The sequence below is a fragment of the Streptomyces sp. NBC_00038 genome, assembly GCF_026343635.1.
Taxonomy (GTDB): domain Bacteria; phylum Actinomycetota; class Actinomycetes; order Streptomycetales; family Streptomycetaceae; genus Streptomyces.
In genome coordinates, this window is sequence record NZ_JAPELQ010000001.1 from 1,680,209 (window position 1) to 1,698,809 (window position 18,601).

At 71.3% G+C, this 18,601-nt stretch carries 18 protein-coding genes; 13 read left to right on the forward strand and 5 right to left on the reverse strand.

Features of this window, described 5'->3' with window-relative positions; all coding sequences use genetic code 11:
- Position 1: 1 nt before the first annotated feature.
- On the forward strand, positions 2–718 hold the full coding sequence (gene bioD / locus OG219_RS07825; protein ID WP_266824266.1) for a dethiobiotin synthase: 717 nt from the start codon (positions 2–4) through the stop codon (positions 716–718).
- A gap of 67 nt (positions 719–785) precedes the next feature.
- Here the strand turns inward: bioD and OG219_RS07830 are convergent, their stop codons facing one another.
- Positions 786–3,593: a LuxR C-terminal-related transcriptional regulator gene (locus OG219_RS07830; protein WP_266824268.1), complete on the reverse strand. Its 2,808-nt coding sequence runs from the start codon at positions 3,591–3,593 to the stop codon at positions 786–788.
- 127 nt (positions 3,594–3,720) lie between these two features.
- Here OG219_RS07830 and OG219_RS07835 point away from each other — a divergent pair, with 127 nt between their 5' ends.
- Both OG219_RS07835 and OG219_RS07840 read left to right on the forward strand, forming a co-directional pair.
- Entirely contained in the window at positions 3,721–4,404 is a 684-nt protein-coding gene (locus OG219_RS07835; protein WP_266824270.1) for a triacylglycerol lipase, read from the forward strand.
- Positions 4,405–4,516: 112 nt separating this feature from the next.
- Positions 4,517–5,215 carry a class I SAM-dependent methyltransferase gene (locus tag OG219_RS07840; RefSeq protein ID WP_266824272.1) on the forward strand — a complete coding sequence of 233 codons (699 nt, stop codon included), beginning with the start codon at positions 4,517–4,519 and terminating at the stop codon, positions 5,213–5,215.
- Here OG219_RS07840 and OG219_RS07845 read toward each other — a convergent pair.
- Together OG219_RS07845 and OG219_RS07850 are read right to left on the reverse strand one after the other, a co-directional pair.
- Positions 5,210–5,584 carry a fic family toxin-antitoxin system, toxin component gene (locus tag OG219_RS07845; RefSeq protein WP_266824274.1) on the reverse strand — a complete coding sequence of 125 codons (375 nt, stop codon included), beginning with the start codon at positions 5,582–5,584 and terminating at the stop codon, positions 5,210–5,212. The genes OG219_RS07840 and OG219_RS07845 overlap by 6 nt on opposite strands.
- 4 nt (positions 5,585–5,588) lie before the next feature.
- A complete protein-coding gene (locus tag OG219_RS07850) occupies positions 5,589–5,828 on the reverse strand; it encodes a toxin-antitoxin system HicB family antitoxin (RefSeq protein ID WP_266824276.1) in 240 nt (79 codons plus the stop codon).
- Between the two features lie 206 nt (positions 5,829–6,034).
- Between OG219_RS07850 and OG219_RS07855 the strand changes: the two genes are divergently transcribed.
- The 10 genes from OG219_RS07855 (at position 6,035) to mug (ending at position 16,804) form a co-directional block, all read left to right on the forward strand.
- Positions 6,035–6,970: an ABC transporter ATP-binding protein gene (locus OG219_RS07855; RefSeq protein WP_266824278.1), complete on the forward strand. Its 936-nt coding sequence runs from the start codon at positions 6,035–6,037 to the stop codon at positions 6,968–6,970.
- Positions 6,971–6,977: 7 nt separating this feature from the next.
- A complete protein-coding gene (locus tag OG219_RS07860; protein ID WP_266824280.1) occupies positions 6,978–9,545 on the forward strand; it encodes an ABC transporter permease in 2,568 nt (855 codons plus the stop codon).
- Positions 9,546–9,583: 38 nt separating this feature from the next.
- Entirely contained in the window at positions 9,584–10,459 is an 876-nt protein-coding gene (locus OG219_RS07865; RefSeq protein ID WP_266824282.1) for an LLM class F420-dependent oxidoreductase, read from the forward strand.
- 62 nt (positions 10,460–10,521) lie between these two features.
- A complete protein-coding gene (locus OG219_RS07870; RefSeq protein ID WP_266824284.1) occupies positions 10,522–10,947 on the forward strand; it encodes a GNAT family N-acetyltransferase in 426 nt (141 codons plus the stop codon).
- 170 nt (positions 10,948–11,117) lie between these two features.
- Positions 11,118–12,455, forward strand: coding sequence for a hemolysin family protein (locus OG219_RS07875; RefSeq protein WP_266824286.1), 1,338 nt, complete (start codon positions 11,118–11,120; stop codon positions 12,453–12,455).
- On the forward strand, positions 12,452–13,465 hold the full coding sequence (locus tag OG219_RS07880; protein WP_266824288.1) for a hemolysin family protein: 1,014 nt from the start codon (positions 12,452–12,454) through the stop codon (positions 13,463–13,465). The genes OG219_RS07875 and OG219_RS07880 overlap by 4 nt, the downstream gene beginning before the upstream one ends.
- A 94-nt stretch (positions 13,466–13,559) precedes the next feature.
- Entirely contained in the window at positions 13,560–14,342 is a 783-nt protein-coding gene (locus OG219_RS07885; protein WP_266824290.1) for an SGNH/GDSL hydrolase family protein, read from the forward strand.
- 52 nt (positions 14,343–14,394) lie between these two features.
- Positions 14,395–14,745 (forward strand): DUF4326 domain-containing protein, encoded by a 351-nt coding sequence (locus tag OG219_RS07890; RefSeq protein WP_266824292.1) that lies wholly within the window; start codon positions 14,395–14,397, stop codon positions 14,743–14,745.
- Between the two features lie 59 nt (positions 14,746–14,804).
- Complete coding sequence (purB, locus tag OG219_RS07895) at positions 14,805–16,247, forward strand: adenylosuccinate lyase (protein WP_266824294.1); 1,443 nt, start codon at positions 14,805–14,807, stop codon at positions 16,245–16,247.
- A 44-nt stretch (positions 16,248–16,291) separates the two neighbouring features.
- Entirely contained in the window at positions 16,292–16,804 is a 513-nt protein-coding gene (mug, locus tag OG219_RS07900; protein ID WP_266824296.1) for a G/U mismatch-specific DNA glycosylase, read from the forward strand.
- 58 nt (positions 16,805–16,862) lie between these two features.
- On the opposite strand, the gene OG219_RS07905 is transcribed toward mug, so the two are convergent.
- Both OG219_RS07905 and OG219_RS07910 read right to left on the reverse strand, forming a co-directional pair.
- Entirely contained in the window at positions 16,863–17,585 is a 723-nt protein-coding gene (locus tag OG219_RS07905) for an ABC transporter permease subunit (RefSeq protein ID WP_266824298.1), read from the reverse strand.
- Positions 17,586–17,587: 2 nt separating this feature from the next.
- The gene (locus tag OG219_RS07910; RefSeq protein ID WP_266824300.1) at positions 17,588–18,523 is read right to left on the reverse strand and encodes an ATP-binding cassette domain-containing protein; all 936 of its coding nucleotides are present in this window, start codon (positions 18,521–18,523) and stop codon (positions 17,588–17,590) included.
- Between the last annotated feature and the right edge of the window lie 78 nt (positions 18,524–18,601).

The window sequence follows — 18,601 nt, forward strand, 5'->3', positions numbered from 1 at the left end:
CATGGCGATCCTGGTGATCACGGGGACGGGCACGGAGGTCGGCAAGACGATCGCCACAGCCGCCGTCGCCGCCACGGCCGTCGCGGCCGGGCGGTCCGTGGCCGTGCTCAAGCCCGCGCAGACCGGCGTACGTCCCGACGAGCGCGGCGACGCCGACGAGGTGGCCCGGCTCGCGGGCGCCGTGACCACGCTCGAACTCGCCCGGTATCCCGAGCCGTTGGCGCCCGCGACGGCTGCTCGGCGGGCCTCTCTCGCACCGGTGCGGCCCCACGAGGTGGCGGAGGCCGCGGCCAAGCTGGCCACCGAGCACGATGTGGTCCTTGTCGAGGGGGCGGGCGGACTGCTCGTACGGTTCGACGACGAGGGCGGCACACTGGCGGACGCGGCACGGCTGTTGAACGCGCCGGTGCTGGTGGTCGCTCCGGCAGGGCTCGGCACGCTGAACACGACAGAACTGACGGCACGTGAACTACGCGCCCGGGGGCTGGACTTCGCCGGAGTGGTCATCGGCAGCTGGCCCAACGAACCCGACCTGGCGTCCCGTTGCAACCTCGCGGACCTACCGGTGGTGGCGGGGGCCCCGCTGCTCGGGGCGGTACCGGAGGGCGCCGGGGCACTGGAGCCCGCCGACTTCCGTGCGGGGGCACCGAGTTGGCTGGCACCGAGGCTGGGCGGGAGCTGGGAAGCGGTCACTTTCACTGCCGGGTGGGCTCCGTAAGGGGCGCGGGGAACTGCGCGACCAGCCCCCACCGCCCCGCGGCCAAACGAACCACCCCCCGTTCCCCTCACCCCTCCCCAAGCATCCGCACCAACTCGATCCGCGACCGAATGCCCAACCGGGCGAAGACACCCCGCAGATGGTGATCAATCGTGCGCGGACTGAGCAGCAGTCGAGTGGCGATCTCCCGGTTGGTGGCCCCCTCCGCAGCCATGCGGGCCACCATGAGCTGCTGCGCGGTCAGACGGGCGGCAAGATCGTCGGCACCGCGCGCGGGAGACGCGGGTTCCCCCAGAACGCGCAACTCCGCACGAGCCTGCGCAGCACCCCGTGGCGCCCCGAAGTGCTCGAACGCTTCGAGCGCGCTGTGCAGCCGGTCACGCGCTTCCGTACGGCGCCGCAACCGCCGTAGCGCACCGCCGAACAGCAGCTCCGTGCGGGCGCGTTCGAAGTCACGGGTGCCGGAGGCGTGCAGGTCGAGGGCGGTGCGGTAGTGCTCGACGGCTTCGGGGCCGGAGGCGAGGAGGGCGTGGCAGCGGGCGCTGAGGGCCAGATCGTCGGCGCTGCGGATCGTGCGCGCCCAGCGGTCGTAGTCGGCATGGGCGGCCCGGGCCACGCGGGTGTCGCCGCTGCGGACGGCCGCCTCGACGTAGAGCGGGGTGGCGAGGTGGCGGATGGCGCGGTGCCCGTGCCCGGGGCCGAATCCGGCGAGGGCACGCAGCCGGGCCGCAGAGGCGGCGAAGCGGCCGGCGCCGAGGTCGAGGAAGGCGAGCGCGAAGAGGGCGAGCGCGGCGGGGAGTCCGAGCCCGCGGGCCAAGGCGTAGGTACGGGCGGCCTCGGCACGCTCCAGGCACACCTCCTCGTCGCCGGTGAGGGCGGCGAACATGGCCAGGGCGGCCTGGAGATGGCAGGCCCCGTTGTCCTGGCCCGTGGCGTACGCCTGGCGCAGGGCGTCGAGCGTGTCGGCCTCCGCGGCGCGGGTGCGGCCGGTCCAGAACTCGGCGTACACCCTGAACTCCATCGCCTGCGGCACGGTCACGGTCTCGCCCCTGGCGCGGGCCGAGGCGGCGGCCCGCACGGTGGCGGTGGCCGCTCGCGTGTGGTCGCCGAGCATCAGCGCCGCGATCCCGGCGTGGATGAGGAGGGTGGGGTCTCCGCCGGGTCCGCACCGCCCGGCCGCCGCCTCGAGCACGTCCCGGGCATCCTCGTAGCGCCCCTCGAAGGCAGCGGCCAGCCCGCCCAGCGTGCCGGGCGGCACAATCCCGAGCCGATCGGCAACCGCCGCCGCCTCCCTGCACCGCCGCAAGTCGCCGGTATAGATGGCGGCTTCGGTGACCCTGGCAAGCAGGTGGACGGCGACGCCGGCCACGGAGCGAGCCGTATCCGCCGACGACTCATCGGCGGACACACCACGCACCTCGGCCGCCGACAGCCCACCGGCTGAGCCCGACACACCAGGCACGCGGCGGACCACCACCGTCGACGACTCGACGCCGGTCACGGAACCGGCCTCGGCCGCCGGCAACCCACCGGCCGTTCCCCGGACACCAGGCGCAAAGCGAGCCGCACCCCCCGACGCCTCGACGCCGGGCATGGAACCGGCCTCAGCCACCGGCAACCCACCGGCAGTTCCCCGGACACCAGGCGCAGCCGCCCGCGACCCACCGGCAGGCGCAGGACCGGCCTCGGCCACCGGCGGCTCACCAGCGGTGCCCGGCGCACCGGCCACCGCACCAACCGCAGGCACCGGCAACTCACCGTCAACGCCAGACACCCCACGCACACCAGGCCCAGGGCGTACCGCGGCCGCCGACGACTCACCGCCGGGCTCAGGCCGGGCCCCGGCCGTCGGCACCGCACCGGCAGTGTCCCCGGCATCAGGACCGAGGTCGACCGTGCCTCCGGCCACGCGCCCACGCGCCGCGCGAGTGCCCACGCCGCCGGGTGCGCCCTCGCGTACCGCACCAGCAGGCTCGCTCGCCCCCTGCCCCGCGCAGCGAACCGCCGCGAGCAGGGCGTCGAACGCGTCGGTCGCGTTGCCCGCGCGCAGGGCCAGTAGGCCGCTGAGGGCGTCGTCGGGGGTGGACGCGGCGAGGCGGCGGGCGCGGTCGGTGTCGCCGGAGTGCCAGGCGTCGGTGGCGGCGCGGGCGAGCAGGAGTGTGCGGTCGTGCCGGTCGGGTGCCAGTGCGGCGGCGCGTTCCACGAGGGCGCAGGCAAGGGCGTGTTCGCCCGCGTCGCGGGCCCGGTCCGCGGCCACTCGGAGTCGCGCCGCGAGCCTGCGGCTGGGGCCGAGCGCGGCGGCGCCGTGGTGCCAGGCGCGGCGCGGCTCCTCGCCCTCGCCGCGCAGGACGCGCGCAAGCAGCTGATGGGCCTCGCGCCGGTCCGACGGGCGAACCGTCTCGTACGCGGCGATCCGGGTCCACGGGTCCCGGAAGACGATCCCGTCGGCCGTGGCATGGGCGAGCCCGGCCGCCTCGGCGGCGTCGAGTGGCCGGGTGTCGAGCCGGGCCGCGGTGACGGCGCGCAGGTAGGCGCGGCCGGCCACCGGGTACTGGTCGGCCGCCGCGAGGAGCAGGAGGAAGCGGGTGCTGTCCGGCAGGGCGCGGACCTCCTGGCGATACGCGCGTAGCAGCACCGGCGGCTGCGCCGGAAGCGGGTCGAGGCCGGTCAGTTGACGCTCGGTCAGTACCGAGGCGAGTTCCGCGGCCGCGCGCCGGTCGCCGTGCGCGGCGCGCAGCACCCGTACGCGTACGCCTTCGGAGAGCGAGGGGCCGAGCCCGGACTGTGGAGTGAGTCCGGACCGTGCTGTGTCGGCGCGCTGCCACGCGTGTGTGAGCGGCGGTGGCGAAGCGGGCGGAATGGGTGGGGGGTTCACCGGAGTCACCACATGTATGACGTTACTGGCGAGTTAACTGGCAAGTAAAGACCGGCGAGTTCGCCGATGCGCCGCGCGTAGACCCCGGCTGACACTCCTGATTACCCCACCCGTCTCAGGAGGCACCATGCAACCCCGCATGCGTCGAATCGCCACCTTCATCTCCACCGTGGCCGCAGCGCTCCTTCTGTCACTCTCCCTGTCCGCACCCGCCCAGGCCGCGACCCACAACCCGGTGATCTTCGTACACGGTCTGAGCAGTTCGTCGAGCAGCTGGGACGAATGGACCGCCGACTTCAAGGCCGACGGCTACACCGATTCCGAGCTGTACGCGTGGTCGTACAGCTGGGGACAGTCGAACGTCACGACCGCCCAGCAGCTCGCCACCAAGGTCCAGAGCGTGCTCTCGCAGACCGGTGCGTCCAAGGTCGATCTGGTCGCCCACTCCATGGGCCCGCTCAGCTCCCGCTACTACCTCAAGAACCTCGGCGGAACGGCGTACGTGGACGACTTCGTCTCCGTCGCCGGGACGAACCACGGCACGAGCCTCGCCGGCTGGTGCGCCTGGCTCTACACGTCCTGCGCCCAGATGAACACCGGCAGCTCGTTCCTCACCGCGCTGAACTCGGGTGACGAGACACCGGGCAGCGTCTCCTACGCCGCCTACTGGTCGAATTGCGACGAGTACCTCGACCCGGACAGCACCGCGCTCCTGAACGGCGCCACGAACGTGGGAGTCGGCTGCATCGCGCACACCGACACGAACAACGACTACGGCGTCTACACCCAGGTGCGCGACTTCATCGCCTGACCCGCCGGAGCCCGCTGTGTGGCCCCGGCGCGGCCGGGACCACACAGCGGGGGTGCGACGGGCCCGCACGGGGGACAATCGCGGTAAGGCCCGTCCTCCCGGGAGGTCCGTCATGCCGCTCCGTTCCGCCAGCTCCGGCAAGGTGTCGCGGGACACCGTGCACCATCCGCTCTTCGCCCGCTACTACGCCCGAATCAGCGTGGCCGCCGAGACCAGGATGGGCATGGGCGGCGTACGCGACCGGCTGCTCACCGGGCTTTCGGGGCGGGTCATCGAGATCGGCGCGGGCAACGGACTGAACTTCGCGCACTATCCGAGCACGGTCTCGGAGGTCGTCGCCATCGAACCCGAGCGGCTGCTGCGGCAGTTGGCGGTCGAGGCGGCCCTGCGCTCCGAGGTGCCCGTCGACGTGGTGCCTGGCGCGGCCGAGGCGCTGCCGGTCAAGAGCGAGGCCTTCGACGCGGCGGTGGTCTCGCTGGTGCTGTGCAGCGTGCGCGACGCGCCGCGGGCTCTGGCCGAACTGCGGCGCGTACTGCGCCCCGGCGGCACCCTGCGGTTCTTCGAGCACGGCACGGGCGGCGGGCGCGCGATGACGTACACCCAGCGCGGTCTGGACCGCACGGTGTGGCCGCGGCTCAACGGCGGCTGCCATCTGGCCCGCGACCCGATCGCCGCGCTACGGGACGCCGGGTTCGAACTGGGCCCCTACCGACGGATGTTGATGCCCGAGAAGGGGCCGCGGCTGCCCACCTCGTACTGCGTCCTTGGCACCGCCCGCCGCCCCGCCGACGGGGACAACGAAGCCTCATAGGCTCCACTGGCGCAGCTCCTGCGCGATGTCGTGCACGGTCGCGTCGCCGCCCTTCACCAAACGGGCGAGTTCGCGTACCTGTTCGGGCGAGGTGACGACCTTAAGGCCACTGGCGACGAGATATCCGTACGCGACGGCCGAGGCGAACATCGCGTTGGAGCGTTCGAGTGCCGGTACGTGCAGGAGGAGCTGGAGCAGCGCGGCGGCGCGGGCGTGCGGGCTGTCGTAGACGGGAATGCCGAATATCTCTGCCTCGTGCCGGCTGACGGCGGCGACGAGGGCTCCCCAGTCGGTGATCTGGGGGTCTCCGGGCGTCTTCTGTTCGGCGATCATGAGGAGCCAGGCAAGGTCGACTCTGAGACTGCTCAAGGGATCAACGACGACCTTCGCGCGCGCCTTCTCGGTCCGTACCGAATTCCTCGGCGAAGACGCTCTCGTACTGCTTCATGAAATCCGCGGCGGCGTCGACGAAGGTGTGGCCGACCTCCCCGGTGTCCTGTCTGACCAGCTCTTCGATGTAGCGGTTCACGCTCATCCCCCGCTCCAGGGCTTTTTCGCGGGCGGCCCGGGCCGTGCCCTCGTCCACCCTCACGTTCAGCTGAGTCTTCGCCATACCTAGAAGCTAGCGCCGAACCGCTAGCACCGGCAAGAGGGCATCCCATGCGCCCGAGGGTGGAGATTGCCCCTTACACGGGAATCGGGGGCACGACCTGGGGCGGAGAGGACCCGGCACCTCGGGGGGATACCGGGTGTGCCCGGGATCACACTAGGCTCGGCCGCGACAAGGGAGTCGGGACGTCCATCACTGAGGAGGCGGCCTTGTCCACACCTGCTGCGGAGCACGTCGTCGGCCGGGCGGAGGCCGAGGGAACGGCAGCTCGCGCCCGCGGCCTGACCAAGGCGTACGGCTCGGGCGAGACGACCGTGCTGGCCCTCGACTCGGTCGACGTCGACATCTCGCGTGGCCGCTTCACCGCGGTCATGGGTCCCTCGGGCTCCGGGAAATCCACGCTCATGCACTGCCTGGCGGGACTCGACACCGTTTCGGCCGGACAGGTGTGGCTCGGCGACACCGAGATCACCGGGCTGAAGGACCGCGAGCTGACCCGGCTGCGGCGGGACCGGATCGGCTTCATGTTCCAGTCGTTCAACCTGATCCCGACGCTGAACGCGGCCGAGAACATCACCCTGCCCATGGACATCGCGGGCCAGAAGCCCGACGAGAAGTGGCTGGACCAGGTCATCGACACGCTCGGTCTGCGGGACCGGCTCAAGCACCGCCCCTCCCAGCTGTCGGGCGGGCAGCAGCAGCGCGTGGCCTGCGCCCGGGCGCTCGCCTCCCGCCCCGAGCTGATCTTCGCGGACGAGCCGACCGGCAACCTCGACTCCCGCGCGGGGCTCGAGGTTCTCGGCTTCCTGCGCGAGGCGGTGGACGAACTGGGCCAGACCGTCGTCATGGTCACGCACGATCCGAGCGCCGCCGCCCACTCCGACCTGGTGCTCTTCCTCGGGGACGGGCGGATCGTGGACGAGATGGAACGGCCGACGGCGGACGCGGTGCTGGAGCGGATGCGCCGCTTCACGGGGGGACACGGACACCAGCAGGCCTCCGGTCTCGACGGTTCCGCAACCCCTGACGGCGACGCTCGTGCCACAACCCCTGACGGCGACGTCCGTGCCACAACCCCTGACGGCGACGTCAGTGCCGTAAGTACCGACGGCGACTCCGGCGACGTAACCCTCGACAAGGACTGAGGCGGTCGTGCTCAAGGCGACACTGCGGAGCTTTCTCGCGCACAAGGGGCGGCTGCTCCTGTCGGCGCTGGCTGTCGTGCTGTCCGTGGCGTTCGTCGCAGGCAGCCTCATCTTCTCGGACACGGTCAGCCGCACCTTCGACCGGCTCTTCGCCTCCACGTCCGCCGATGTGACGGTGGGCCCCAAGGACGATCTCAACTCACAGATCCCGTCCGGGGCCGCCGAGACCGTGCCCGCCTCGCTGGTCGGCCGTATCACGGAGGTCGACGGGGTCGAGTCCGCCCACAGAGACACGGCCGTCGAGAACATCACGGTCGTCGACAGCGAGAACGAGTCGGTCGGGCCGACCACGGGCGCGCCCACCATCGCCACCGACTGGTACCTCACCGACCGCAGCCCGGTGAAGCTGACCTCCGGTCGCGCGCCGGAAGGGGCCAGCGAGGCGCTGCTCGACGCGGACACCGCCAAGAGCAAGGACGTGGGCATCGGCGACACCCTGACCGTGCTCGCACAGCCGGGCACCTTCAAGGTGGAGATCGTCGGTATCGCCACCTTCACCACCACCAACCCCGGTGCCGCACTGGTGTTCCTCGACAGCCGGACCGCGCCGGACCAACTGCTCGGGAATCCCGACGCGGCCACCAGCATCTCGGTGGACGCGGCCCCGGGAGTCAGCGACGCCGTCCTGAAGCAGCGCATCACCGCCGAACTCGGCACGGCCACCTACGACGTGAGGACGGCCGACGAACAAGCGGAGGACGCCGCCGCCCAACTCGGCGGATTCCTGGACGTCATCAAGTACGTCATGCTCGGCTTCGCCGGAATCGCCGTGCTCGTCGGCGTCTTCCTGATCGTCAACACCTTCTCGATGCTCATCGCCCAACGCACCCGCGAACTCGGCCTGTTGCGCGCGCTCGGAGCCGACCGCCGTCAGGTGCGCCGGTCGGTGCTGACCGAGGCGCTGCTGCTGGGGCTTTTCGGATCGACCCTGGGCCTGGCGGCGGGAATCGGGCTGGCGGCCGGGCTGATCGAGCTCATGGGCGCGTTCGGCATGAACCTCAGCTCCGCCGAGATGGTGATCGGTGTGGCGACACCCCTCTCGGCGTACGTCGTCGGGGTCGGCGTCACGTTCGTGGCGGCGTATCTCCCGGCTCGGCGTGCGTCGGGCGTCTCCCCCATGGCGGCCCTCGCGGACGCCGAAGTCGCCGGTGTGGGGCGGCCGTTGCGGGTGCGCGCCATTGTCGGCTCGGTCGTCGGAGCGGCCGGCGCCGCCGCGCTCGCGGGATGCGCCGCGTCGTCGAGCACCTCATCTTCCGCTTCCCTGCTGGGACTTGGTGTCGTCCTGACGCTGATCGCCACGGTGATCGCGGGTCCGCTGCTGGTGCGGCCGGTGATCCGGGTCCTCGGCGGAGCCTTCCCGGCTCTGTTCGGCTCGGTCGGCCGGATGAGCCAGCGCAACGCCCTGCGCAATCCGCGCCGCACGGGCGCCACCGCGGCCGCCCTGATGGTGGGGCTCGCCCTGGTCGGCGGGATGTCCGTGGCGAGCGCGTCCATGTCCAAGTCCTTCGACGAGCAGATCGACAAGACGCTGGGCGCGGACTTCGTCATCCAGAACAGCAACTTCGTGCCGTTCTCGCAGGAGGTCACCGACAAGGTGCGCGGCACGGAAGGCACCGGGCTCGTGGTCCGCCAGCGGTTCTCACCGGTCGCGGTGCGGCTGCCGGACGGCAAGCGGATCGAGACGACCGCCACGGCCTACGATCCGCAGCTCGACGACGTCGCCCGCGTCACGTACACCCAGGGGGACAGCGCGGCGGCGCTCGGCGACGGGAAGATCGCCATGGACGCGGACTTCGCGAAGGATCACGACGTGACCGTCGGCAGCACGATCCCCGTCGAGTTCCCCGCCGGCCGGAGCACCGAGCTGACGGTGGGGGCGCTCACCGACCAGGACGGCTCCGACGGGTTCGGGATGACGGGCGGGCTGTTCTTCGGCTTCGCCACGATGGAGAAGTACGTGCCGGGCGGTCAGGACTCCGCGCTGTACGTGAACGCGGCCTCGGGCACCAGCCCCGACACGCTCCGCTCAAACCTGGACAAGACGCTCGAGCCCTATCCGCAGGTGCAGGTACGCGACCTGGCCGACTACAAGAAACTGATCCACGATCAGATCGCCGTGCTGCTCTATCTCGTGTACGCGCTGCTCGGCCTCGCGATCGTCATCGCGGTGCTCGGCGTGGTCAACACCCTCGCCCTGTCGGTCGTGGAACGCACCCGCGAGATCGGACTGCTGCGCGCCATCGGGCTCTCCCGGCGTCAGCTGCGCCGGATGATCCGCCTGGAGTCGGTGGTGATCGCCGTGTTCGGCGCGGTACTCGGTCTGGCGCTCGGCCTGATCTGGGGTGTCTGCGTGCAACAGGTGCTCGCCCTCCAGGGCATGAAGGCGTTCGCCGTTCCGTGGACGACGCTCATCGCGGTCGTGGTCGGTGCGGCACTCGTGGGCATCGTCGCGGCGCTGCTGCCGGCGTTGCGTGCCTCCCGCATGAATGTGCTGGCTGCGATCGCGCACGAGTGATGTACTCCCGTCAAGTCGTCCATGGCTGAGGAGAGTTCATGCCGCGCCCCTTCCGTTTCGGCGTCAACATGATGAGCCCCGCACCCGCCGACGAGTGGCGCGAGAAGTGCCGCCGGGCCGAACAGCTCGGCTACGACGTGATCCTGGTCCCCGACCACCTCGGCATGCCCTCGCCGTTCCCGGCCCTGGTGGCCGCGGCCGAGGCGACCGAGCGGCCCCGCCTCGGCACCTTCGTGCTCAACGCGGGCTTCTGGAATCCCACACTGCTGGCCCGCGAGGTGGCCACCACGGACGCGCTGACGGGCGGCCGCCTCGAACTCGGCCTCGGCACCGGCTACATACAGGCGGAGCACGACACCGCGGGCCTTCCCTTCGGCTCCGCACGCGAGCGGGTGGACCATCTCGTGCGTACGGTGGAGGAGTTGGAGCGGCTGCTCGGCTCGGCCGGCCTCCCCGGCTCCCGGGTTCCGCTGCTGATCGGAGGCAACGGCGACCGGATGCTCCGGCTCACCGCCGAGCACGCCGACATCGCGGCGTTCGCGGCAGTCCGGTTGGTGCCCGGCAGTACGACGGGGACGCTGGACCCGCTCACGGCGGAGGAGCTGGACGAGCGGGTGGCGGCGTACCAGCGCCTGGCGGCGGACCGGAAGGAACCCGCCGAGCTGAATGTGCTCGTCCAGATCGTCGCCGTCACCGACGACCGCGAGGCCGCGGCGCGGGAACTGCTTCCCCGCTTGCCCCGTCTGACGGTGGAACAGATCCTTGGCCTTCCCATCCTGCTGGTCGGCACGGTGGAGCAGATCACGGCGCAGGTGCGGGCACAGCGCGAGCGGTACGGCTTCTCGTACGTGACCGTCCTGGAGCCGTACATGGAGGCGTTCGGAGAGGTGATCAAGGCGCTGCGCGTGGAGTGAGAGCGCTGTCCGGATAATGGAATTCCGCGATCGGCCACAGCTGTGCGTGATGGGATCGCGGCATGACTGAACTGCGGATACGGGCCGCGACGGCCGACGACCTCGACACCGTGCTGGCCTTCTGGAAGGTGGCCGCCGAGGGGACGAGCATCAGCGACGACCGCGACGGTGTGGAGCGGCTGGTCGCCCGCGACCCCGAGGCGCTGATCCTGGCCGAGCGCGACGGCGAAGTGGTCGGCACGGTGATCGCCGGCTTCGACGGCTGGCGGTGTCATCTGTACCGGCTCGCGGTGCATCCCGAGCGGCGGCGGCTGGGGATCGGCTCGGCGTTGCTGGCGGCCGCGGAGGAGAGGTTCGTACGGCTCGGGGGGCGCCGTGGGGACGCGATGGTGCTCCGGCGGAACGAGACCGCGCAACATGCGTGGCGGGCGGCGGGGTACGCGCCCGAGGAGCACTGGCGCCGTTGGGTGAAGCCCCTCGGCGGCTGAGTTCGCTTTACCGACCCTTTACCATGGTCCGATCAGCCGGTCCTTTGAAAGGTGCGTGAGCGTCCGCCCATGGGCGAGCCTCCCCAACGCCGACGTCGTGATCCTCACGGCGTCGGCCGACATCGCGCGATCCCCCCGACCCTGGCCGATCATGGGACGGAGGTGACCCGATGACCGAAGTGCTCCTCCTCCTGGTGGCGATTCTGCTCTCGCTGGCCTGTGGCGCGTTCGTCGCGGCGGAGTTCTCGCTGACCACGGTCGAGCGCAGCGAGCTGGAGCGGGCCGTCGAGCGCGGCGAGGTCGGCGCCGCCGGCGCCCTCAAGGCCGTACGGAATCTGACCTTCCAGCTGTCCGGCGCCCAGCTCGGCATCACCGTCACCAACCTGGTGGTCGGCATGCTCTCCGAGGCGTCCATCGCCAAGCTGATCGCGGGCCCGCTGGAGTCGGCCGGTGTCCCGGCCTCCGCCTCCCACTCGGTCGCGCTGGTCATCGGCACGGGCCTCTCCACGGTCTTCCTGATGGTCGTCGGCGAGCTGGTGCCCAAGAACTGGGCGATCTCCTCGCCGCTGGCGGTGGCCAAACGGGTGGCGACGCCGCAGCGCTGGTTCAGTGCCGCGTTCGGCCCGTTCATCACGCATCTCAACAACACGGCGAACCGTGTCGTACGACGCTTCGGCCTGGAACCCGCCGAGGAGCTGGCCTCCGCGCGCGGACCCCAGGAACTGGTGGCCCTCGCCCGGCACTCCGCCAAGGAGGGTGCCCTGGAGGCGGACACCGCCGAGCTGTTCGTGCGCACGCTCAATCTGGCCGACCTGACTGCGGAGAACGTGATGACCCCGCGCGTCCAGGTCATGGCGCTGGACCTGCAGGCGACCTGTGAGGACGTGGCGAACGCGACCCGGGCGACCGGCCTGTCCCGGTTCCCCGTCTACCGCGGCAACCTCGACTCGGTGGTCGCCGTCGTGCACATCAAGGACGTACTGGCCGTGACGGCGGAACGCCGGGCCCGCACCCCCGTCTCCCAGATCATGCGCGAACCGCTGTTCGTACCGGAGTCGCTGACCGTGGACCGGCTGCTCGACCGGCTGGCCGGCAAGCGCACGATGGCCGTGGTCATCGACGAGTACGGCGGCACCGCCGGGGTCGCCACGCTGGAGGACATCGTCGAGGAGGTCGTCGGCGAGGTACGCGACGAGCACGACCCGCACGAGACGTCCGACCTGGCCCCGGCCGGCACGGACGACGACGGCCGCGCGCTGTACTCGGCCGAGGGGTCCGTCCGCACCGACCAGCTCGAACGGGTCGGGCTCAGGGTGCCCGACGGACCGTACGAGACCCTCGCGGGTCTCGTCGCGACCGAGCTGGGACGCATTCCGGCGCCGGGGGACAGCGTCGAGGTCGTCGGCTGGCGGCTGGACGTGGCGGACGCTTCGGGGCGGCGGGCCGCGCGGGTGCTGCTGCACGCGCCGCGCACCGAGGAGACCGAGGAGAGGGAGGGGAAACGATGACCGTCGTACAACTGCTGATCGGCCTAGCGACGCTGGTCGTGAACGCCTTCTTCGTCGGCGCCGAGTTCGCGCTGATCTCGGTGCGCCGCAGCCAGATCGAACCCCACGCCGAGCAGGGCGACCGGCGGGCGCGCAGCGTGCTGTGGGGTCTTGAGCACGTGTCCGCGCTCCTTGCGGCCGCGCAGCTGGGCATCACCCTGTGCACACTCGTCCTCGGCATCGTGGCCGAGCCCGCGATCGCGCACCTTCTGGAGCCGGTGTTCCACGCGGTGGGGGTGCCGGAGAGCGCGGGCCACGCGGTCTCGTTCGTGATCGCGCTCGCCCTGGCGACGTATCTGCACATGCTGCTCGGCGAGATGGTGCCGAAGAACATCGCACTCGCGGAGCCGGTGCGCACCGCGCTGCTGCTCGGCCCGCCGCTGGTGGCGCTCTCCCGGGGCCTGCGGCCGGTGATCTTCACCATCAACGCCTTCGCGAACACGCTGCTCAAGCTCCTCAGGGTCGATGTGAAGAACGAGGTCTCCGCGACCTTCACGGACGACGAACTGGCCCGCCTCGTCAAGGACTCCAGTGCCGCGGGCCTCATCGACGCCCGCGCCCAGGAGCGGCTGCACGACGCCCTGGAGCTCGGCCGCCGGCCCGTCCGCGACGTCGTCCTCCCGCTGGAAAGCGTGGTCTACGCGCGCGTGGGCGTCACTCCGGAGCAGCTGGAGCAGCTGTCCGCCGAATCCGGCTTCTCGCGCTTCCCCGTCGTGGACGAGGGGCGCCGCATCGTCGGCTATCTGCACGTCAAGGACGCCCTCGACGTGACACCGCGCGACCTTCCGTTCCAGGTGCGGGACATGCGGCCCATCGCCCGCGTCCGCGAGAGCACCCCGCTGGACGACGTGCTCACGGCGATGCGGCGCAGTCGTACGCACCTGGCGGCCGTGCTGGGCAGCGACGGGCGGCTCGCCGGTCTGGTGACGATGGAGGACGTGCTTCGGGAACTGTTCGGGCAGCCGGTGTGAGGGTGAGTCCGCGGTGACGGGGACCGCGGCGCTCGGCTGATCCGACAGCCCAAGCTACCGATGGGTATGCGGGCGGGTTAACATCTTTTTCGCCATGCAGACGAATGCCACTTACACCAGTCTTGTCGCGCTCGGCGACTCTTTCACCGAGGGTATGTCGGACCTGTTGCCCGACGGTTCCTACCGCGGCTGGGCCGACCTCCTTGCGGGCCGGATGGCCGCGCGGACGCCTGGGTTCCGGTACGCCAATCTCGCGGTACGCGGGAAACTGATCGGCCAGATCGTCGACGAGCAGGTGGACGCGGCGGCCGCGATGGCGCCCGACGTGATCACGCTTGTCGGCGGGCTCAACGACACGCTGCGCCCCAAGGTCGACATGGGACGAGTCCTCGGGCTCCTCGACGAGGCCGTCGAGCGCCTCGCCCCCGCGTGCGAGCAACTCGTCCTGATGCGCAGCCCGGGCCGCAACGGTCCGGTTTTCGAGCGGTTCCGGCCCCGCGTGGAGGAGCTTTTCACCCACATCGACGACCTCGCGAAGCGGCACGGCGCGCTCGTGGTCGACCTGTACGGGGCGCCCTCGCTCGGCGACCCCCGCATGTGGGACTTCGACCGGCTGCACCTGACGGATGAGGGGCACCGCCGCGTCGCCGAGGCGGTGTGGCAGACACTCGGGTACGAACCCGAGGACACTGACTGGCAGACCCCGATGCCGCCCACGGCCCCGCCCCGCTGGATCACCCGCCGCACGACCGACGTCCGCTTCGCCAAGCAGCACCTGCTGCCCTGGATCGGACGCCGGCTGACAGGACGCTCGTCGGGCGACGGACTCCCGGCGAAGCGGCCCGAGTTGCGGCCGTACGAGGGTCCGCCGGCGTAGGCCGCCACGGCGCCGGATCATCGGGGACACGTCCTACCGAACGGAGCCGTGCGTGACCGCCACCGTCATCAATCTCAAGGGCCGCATCCACGACTTCGGCCCTCGGCTCGAGAACGCCCCCGCGGACCTCGTCTACGTCGGCCGCCGCTGGACGATGGGCCACTGGGATCTCCCCCAGCACCCCCTGTACAACCCGTTCGCCTACGACACCCCCACCAAGAAGCGCGACGGCACCCGCGCCGAGATCATGGACAAGTACCGGGCGTACCTGCTCGAACGCCCCGACCTGCTCGCCCAGGTGCCCGCACTACGCGGCAAGACCCTGGCCTGCTGGTGCGCCCCCGAGCTGTGCCACGCCGACATCCTGGCCGAGATCGCGGACGGCTCGGCCCCGGCCTCGTAGGTTCCGACGAAGAACCCCGCGGCGCTGGCCTGCAGGAATCGCCAGTAGAATCCGTACACGTGACTCCCGCGCCTGCAAAGCCCCGTATCCCCAACGTCCTCGCCGGACGTTATGCCTCCGCCGAGCTCGCCACGCTCTGGTCCCCCGAGCAGAAGGTGAGGCTGGAGCGTCAGCTCTGGGTCGCCGTGCTGCGGGCCCAGAAGGACCTCGGGATCGAGGTGCCGGACGCCGCGATCGCCGACTACGAGCGGGTGCTCGACCAGGTCGACCTGGCCTCGATCGCCGAGCGCGAGAAGGTCACGCGGCACGACGTGAAGGCGCGGATCGAGGAGTTCAACGACCTCGCCGGGCATGAGCACGTCCACAAGGGCATGACGTCCCGGGACCTCACGGAGAACGTCGAGCAGCTGCAGATCCGGCTCTCGCTGGAGCTGGTGCGGGACCGTACCGTCGCCGTCCTGGCACGCCTGGGCAAGCTCGCGGGTGAGTACGGCGAGCTGGTCATGGCCGGCCGCTCGCACAACGTGGCGGCGCAGGCCACCACCCTCGGCAAGCGCTTCGCGACCGCCGCCGACGAGCTGCTCGTGGCGTACGGCCGGGTCGAGGAGCTGCTCGGCCGTTACCCGCTGCGCGGTATCAAGGGTCCGGTCGGCACGGCTCAGGACATGCTCGACCTGCTCGGCGGCGACGCGGCGAAGCTCGCCGACCTGGAGCAGCGGATCGCCCGGCACCTCGGCTTCTCGCAGGCGTTCACCTCCGTCGGCCAGGTCTACCCGCGCTCGCTCGACTACGAGGTGGTGACCGCGCTGGTGCAGCTGGCGGCAGCCCCGTCCTCCACCGCCAAGACGATCCGGCTGATGGCCGGGCACGAGCTGGTGACCGAGGGCTTCAAGCCGGGCCAGGTCGGCTCCTCCGCGATGCCGCACAAGATGAACACCCGATCCTGCGAGCGCGTCAACGGCCTGATGGTGATCCTGCGCGGCTACGCCTCGATGACCGGCGAGCTGGCGGGCGACCAGTGGAACGAGGGCGACGTGTCGTGCTCGGTCGTACGCCGGGTGGCGCTGCCCGACGCGTTCTTCGCGCTGGACGGCCTGCTGGAGACCTTCCTCACCGTCCTCGACGAGTTCGGCGCGTTCCCGGCCGTCGTGGCGCGTGAGCTGGACCGCTACCTGCCGTTCCTCGCGACGACCAAGGTCCTGATGGGCGCGGTGCGCGCCGGTGTCGGTCGGGAGGTCGCGCACGAGGCGATCAAGGAGAACGCGGTCGCGTCCGCCCTCGCCATGCGCGAGCAGGGCACCGAGCGCAACGAGCTGCTCGACAAGCTCGCCGCGGACGAGCGCATCCCGCTGGACCGCGCACAGCTCGACGAACTGATGGCCGACAAGCTGTCCTTCACGGGCGCCGCCGCCGACCAGGTCGCCGCGGTGGTCGGCCGTATCGACGAGATCGTGAAGCAGCACCCGGAGGCCGCGGGATACACGCCGGGGGCGATCCTCTGACGCGGCTCACTCCCGCGGACCTGGAGGCCGCCCGCGACCGGCTCGTGCCGGACGTGGTCGCGGACCATGCCGACGGCGGCCTCAAGGTGCTTTTCTGCGGCATCAATCCGGGTCTGATGACGGCCGCCACGGGTCACCACTTCGCGCGTCCCGGCAACCGGTTCTGGCCGGTGCTGCACCTGTCCGGGTTCACGCCGCGACTGCTGAAGCCGTCGGAGCAGGGCGAGTTGCCTTCGTACGGGCTCGGCATCACGAACGTCGTGGCGCGCGCCACCGCCCGTGCCGACGAGCTGTCCGCCGAGGAGTACCGCGAGGGCGGGCGGCTGCTGACCGCCAAGGTGGAGCGGCTGCGGCCGCGCTGGCTGGCCGTGGTGGGTGTGACCGCGTACCGGGCGGCGTTCGGTGACCGCAAGGCCGTCATCGGTCCGCAGGAGCGGCTGATCGGGGTCAGCAGGGTGTGGGTGCTGCCCAATCCCAGTGGGCTCAACGCGCATTGGACAGCTGCGACGATGGCCGAGGAGTTCGGGCGGTTGCGGACGGCTGCCGCAGAGACGTAACAGGCTGTGCTCCTCGGAGAGTTCCGTGGAGCACAGCCGAACGATCGTGGCCAGTCGGTCAGGCGTCGCGGCGCCGAATGCTCCAGGCGCCGGCGGCCAGGGCTGCCGCCGTCCAGGCCGCGGTCACGGCGAGTCCCGTCCAGGCGCCGAGGGCACCGTCCCATGTCTCGTGGAAGACCACCTGGCCCGCCTTGTCGGGCAGGAAGTCGGCCACGCCGGCCGACGCGGTGCCGACGACGAAGGAGACGATCAGGAGGAACGGGATCAGGATGCTCAGCGTGGCGACGCCGCTGCGCAGGACGGCGGTGAGGCCGGCCGCGAACAGGGCCATGAGCATCAGATAGATGCCGCAGCCGACGACACCGCGCAGTTCCTCGCTCCAGGTCAGCCCGCTCGCCTTCGTCCCCAGAGCCGCCTTCCCCACCAGCAGACTCACCACGCCCGTGACCAGGCCGACGGTCAGCGCGGGGATCGCGATCGCCAGGGCCTTGGCCGCGAACCAGCGCAGCCGGTCGGGCACCGCTGCCAACGACACCCTCAGCGCACCGCCCTGGAACTCGGCCGAGACCGCCTGCGCGCCGAACGTGATCGCCGCGATCTGTCCGAAGCTGACGCCGAAGAACGCCGAGAACAGCGGGTCGAAGTCCTCGCCTTCGCCGTCGAGCCCGGCGATGGCCGAGAAGAGCGCGGTGGCGAGGAGCACGCCGCACAGTGCTCCGACCAGCGACCGCAGGGTCCGGATCTTGATCCACTCGGCGCGGAGTGCGGGTGCGAACGTCATGGTCAGGCCTCCTGAGGCTGGGTCGGGGACGGCGTGGCGGCGAACTCGGTCTCGGTGGCCGTCAGATCCAGGTAGGCCTGCTCCAACGTGCCTTCCTCTGCCGCGAGTTCGAGGACGGTCACGCCCGCGGCCGAGGTGAGGCGCCCGATGTCCTCCACGCGCGCGTCGAGCACGGTCCAGCGTCCGTCCTCGCCCTCGACGGCCTCGATGCCGTGGTCCGCGAACAGGCCGCCCAGAGCCCGGCCGTCGGTGGTGCGTACCCGAACGCGGGGCTGTACGCGCGCGTCGATGAATCCCCGCATGGGTGTGTCGGCGAGCAGCCGGCCCCGGCCGAGGACGACGAGGTGGTCGGCGAAGGACGCGGTCTCGTTCATGAGGTGGCTGGAGACGAGCACGGTGCGGCCCTCTCGTGCCAGAGCGCGCATCAACTCCCGCATCCAGATGATCCCTTCGGGGTCGAGCCCGTTCGACGGTTCGTCGAGCAGTACCACGGGCGGGTCCCCGAGGAGCGCGCCCGCGACGCCCAGCCGCTGGCGCATGCCCAGGGAGTACGTCTTCACCCGGCGCCGCGCGACGGAGGCGAGCCCCACCTCTTCGAGGACCGCGTCCACGCGGCGCTCCGGGATGCGGTTGCTCGCGGCGAGCGCCCGCAGATGGTTGCGGGCGGTCCGCGATCCGTGCGGGGCCTGCGCGTCGAGCAGGGCGCCGACGTGCCGCAGCGGTTCGTGGATGGCGGCGTAGGCGCGGCCGCCGATGCTGGCGGTGCCGGACGTGGGCCGGTCCAGGCCGAGCACGAGCCGCATGGTGGTGGACTTTCCGGCGCCGTTGGGACCGAGGAAGCCGGTGACGCGGCCGGGAAGGACGCTGAAGGTGAGCTGGTCCACGGCGCGTGTGCTGCCGTACTCCTTGGTGAGGTCTTGGACGTCGATGCTGGTCATGGCTTCAGACTGGCCGCCGGTGAGGGGTCGTCACCTCCCCCGCGGGGGGACGTCGTCTCCCCCGCCCGGGGGAAGCGT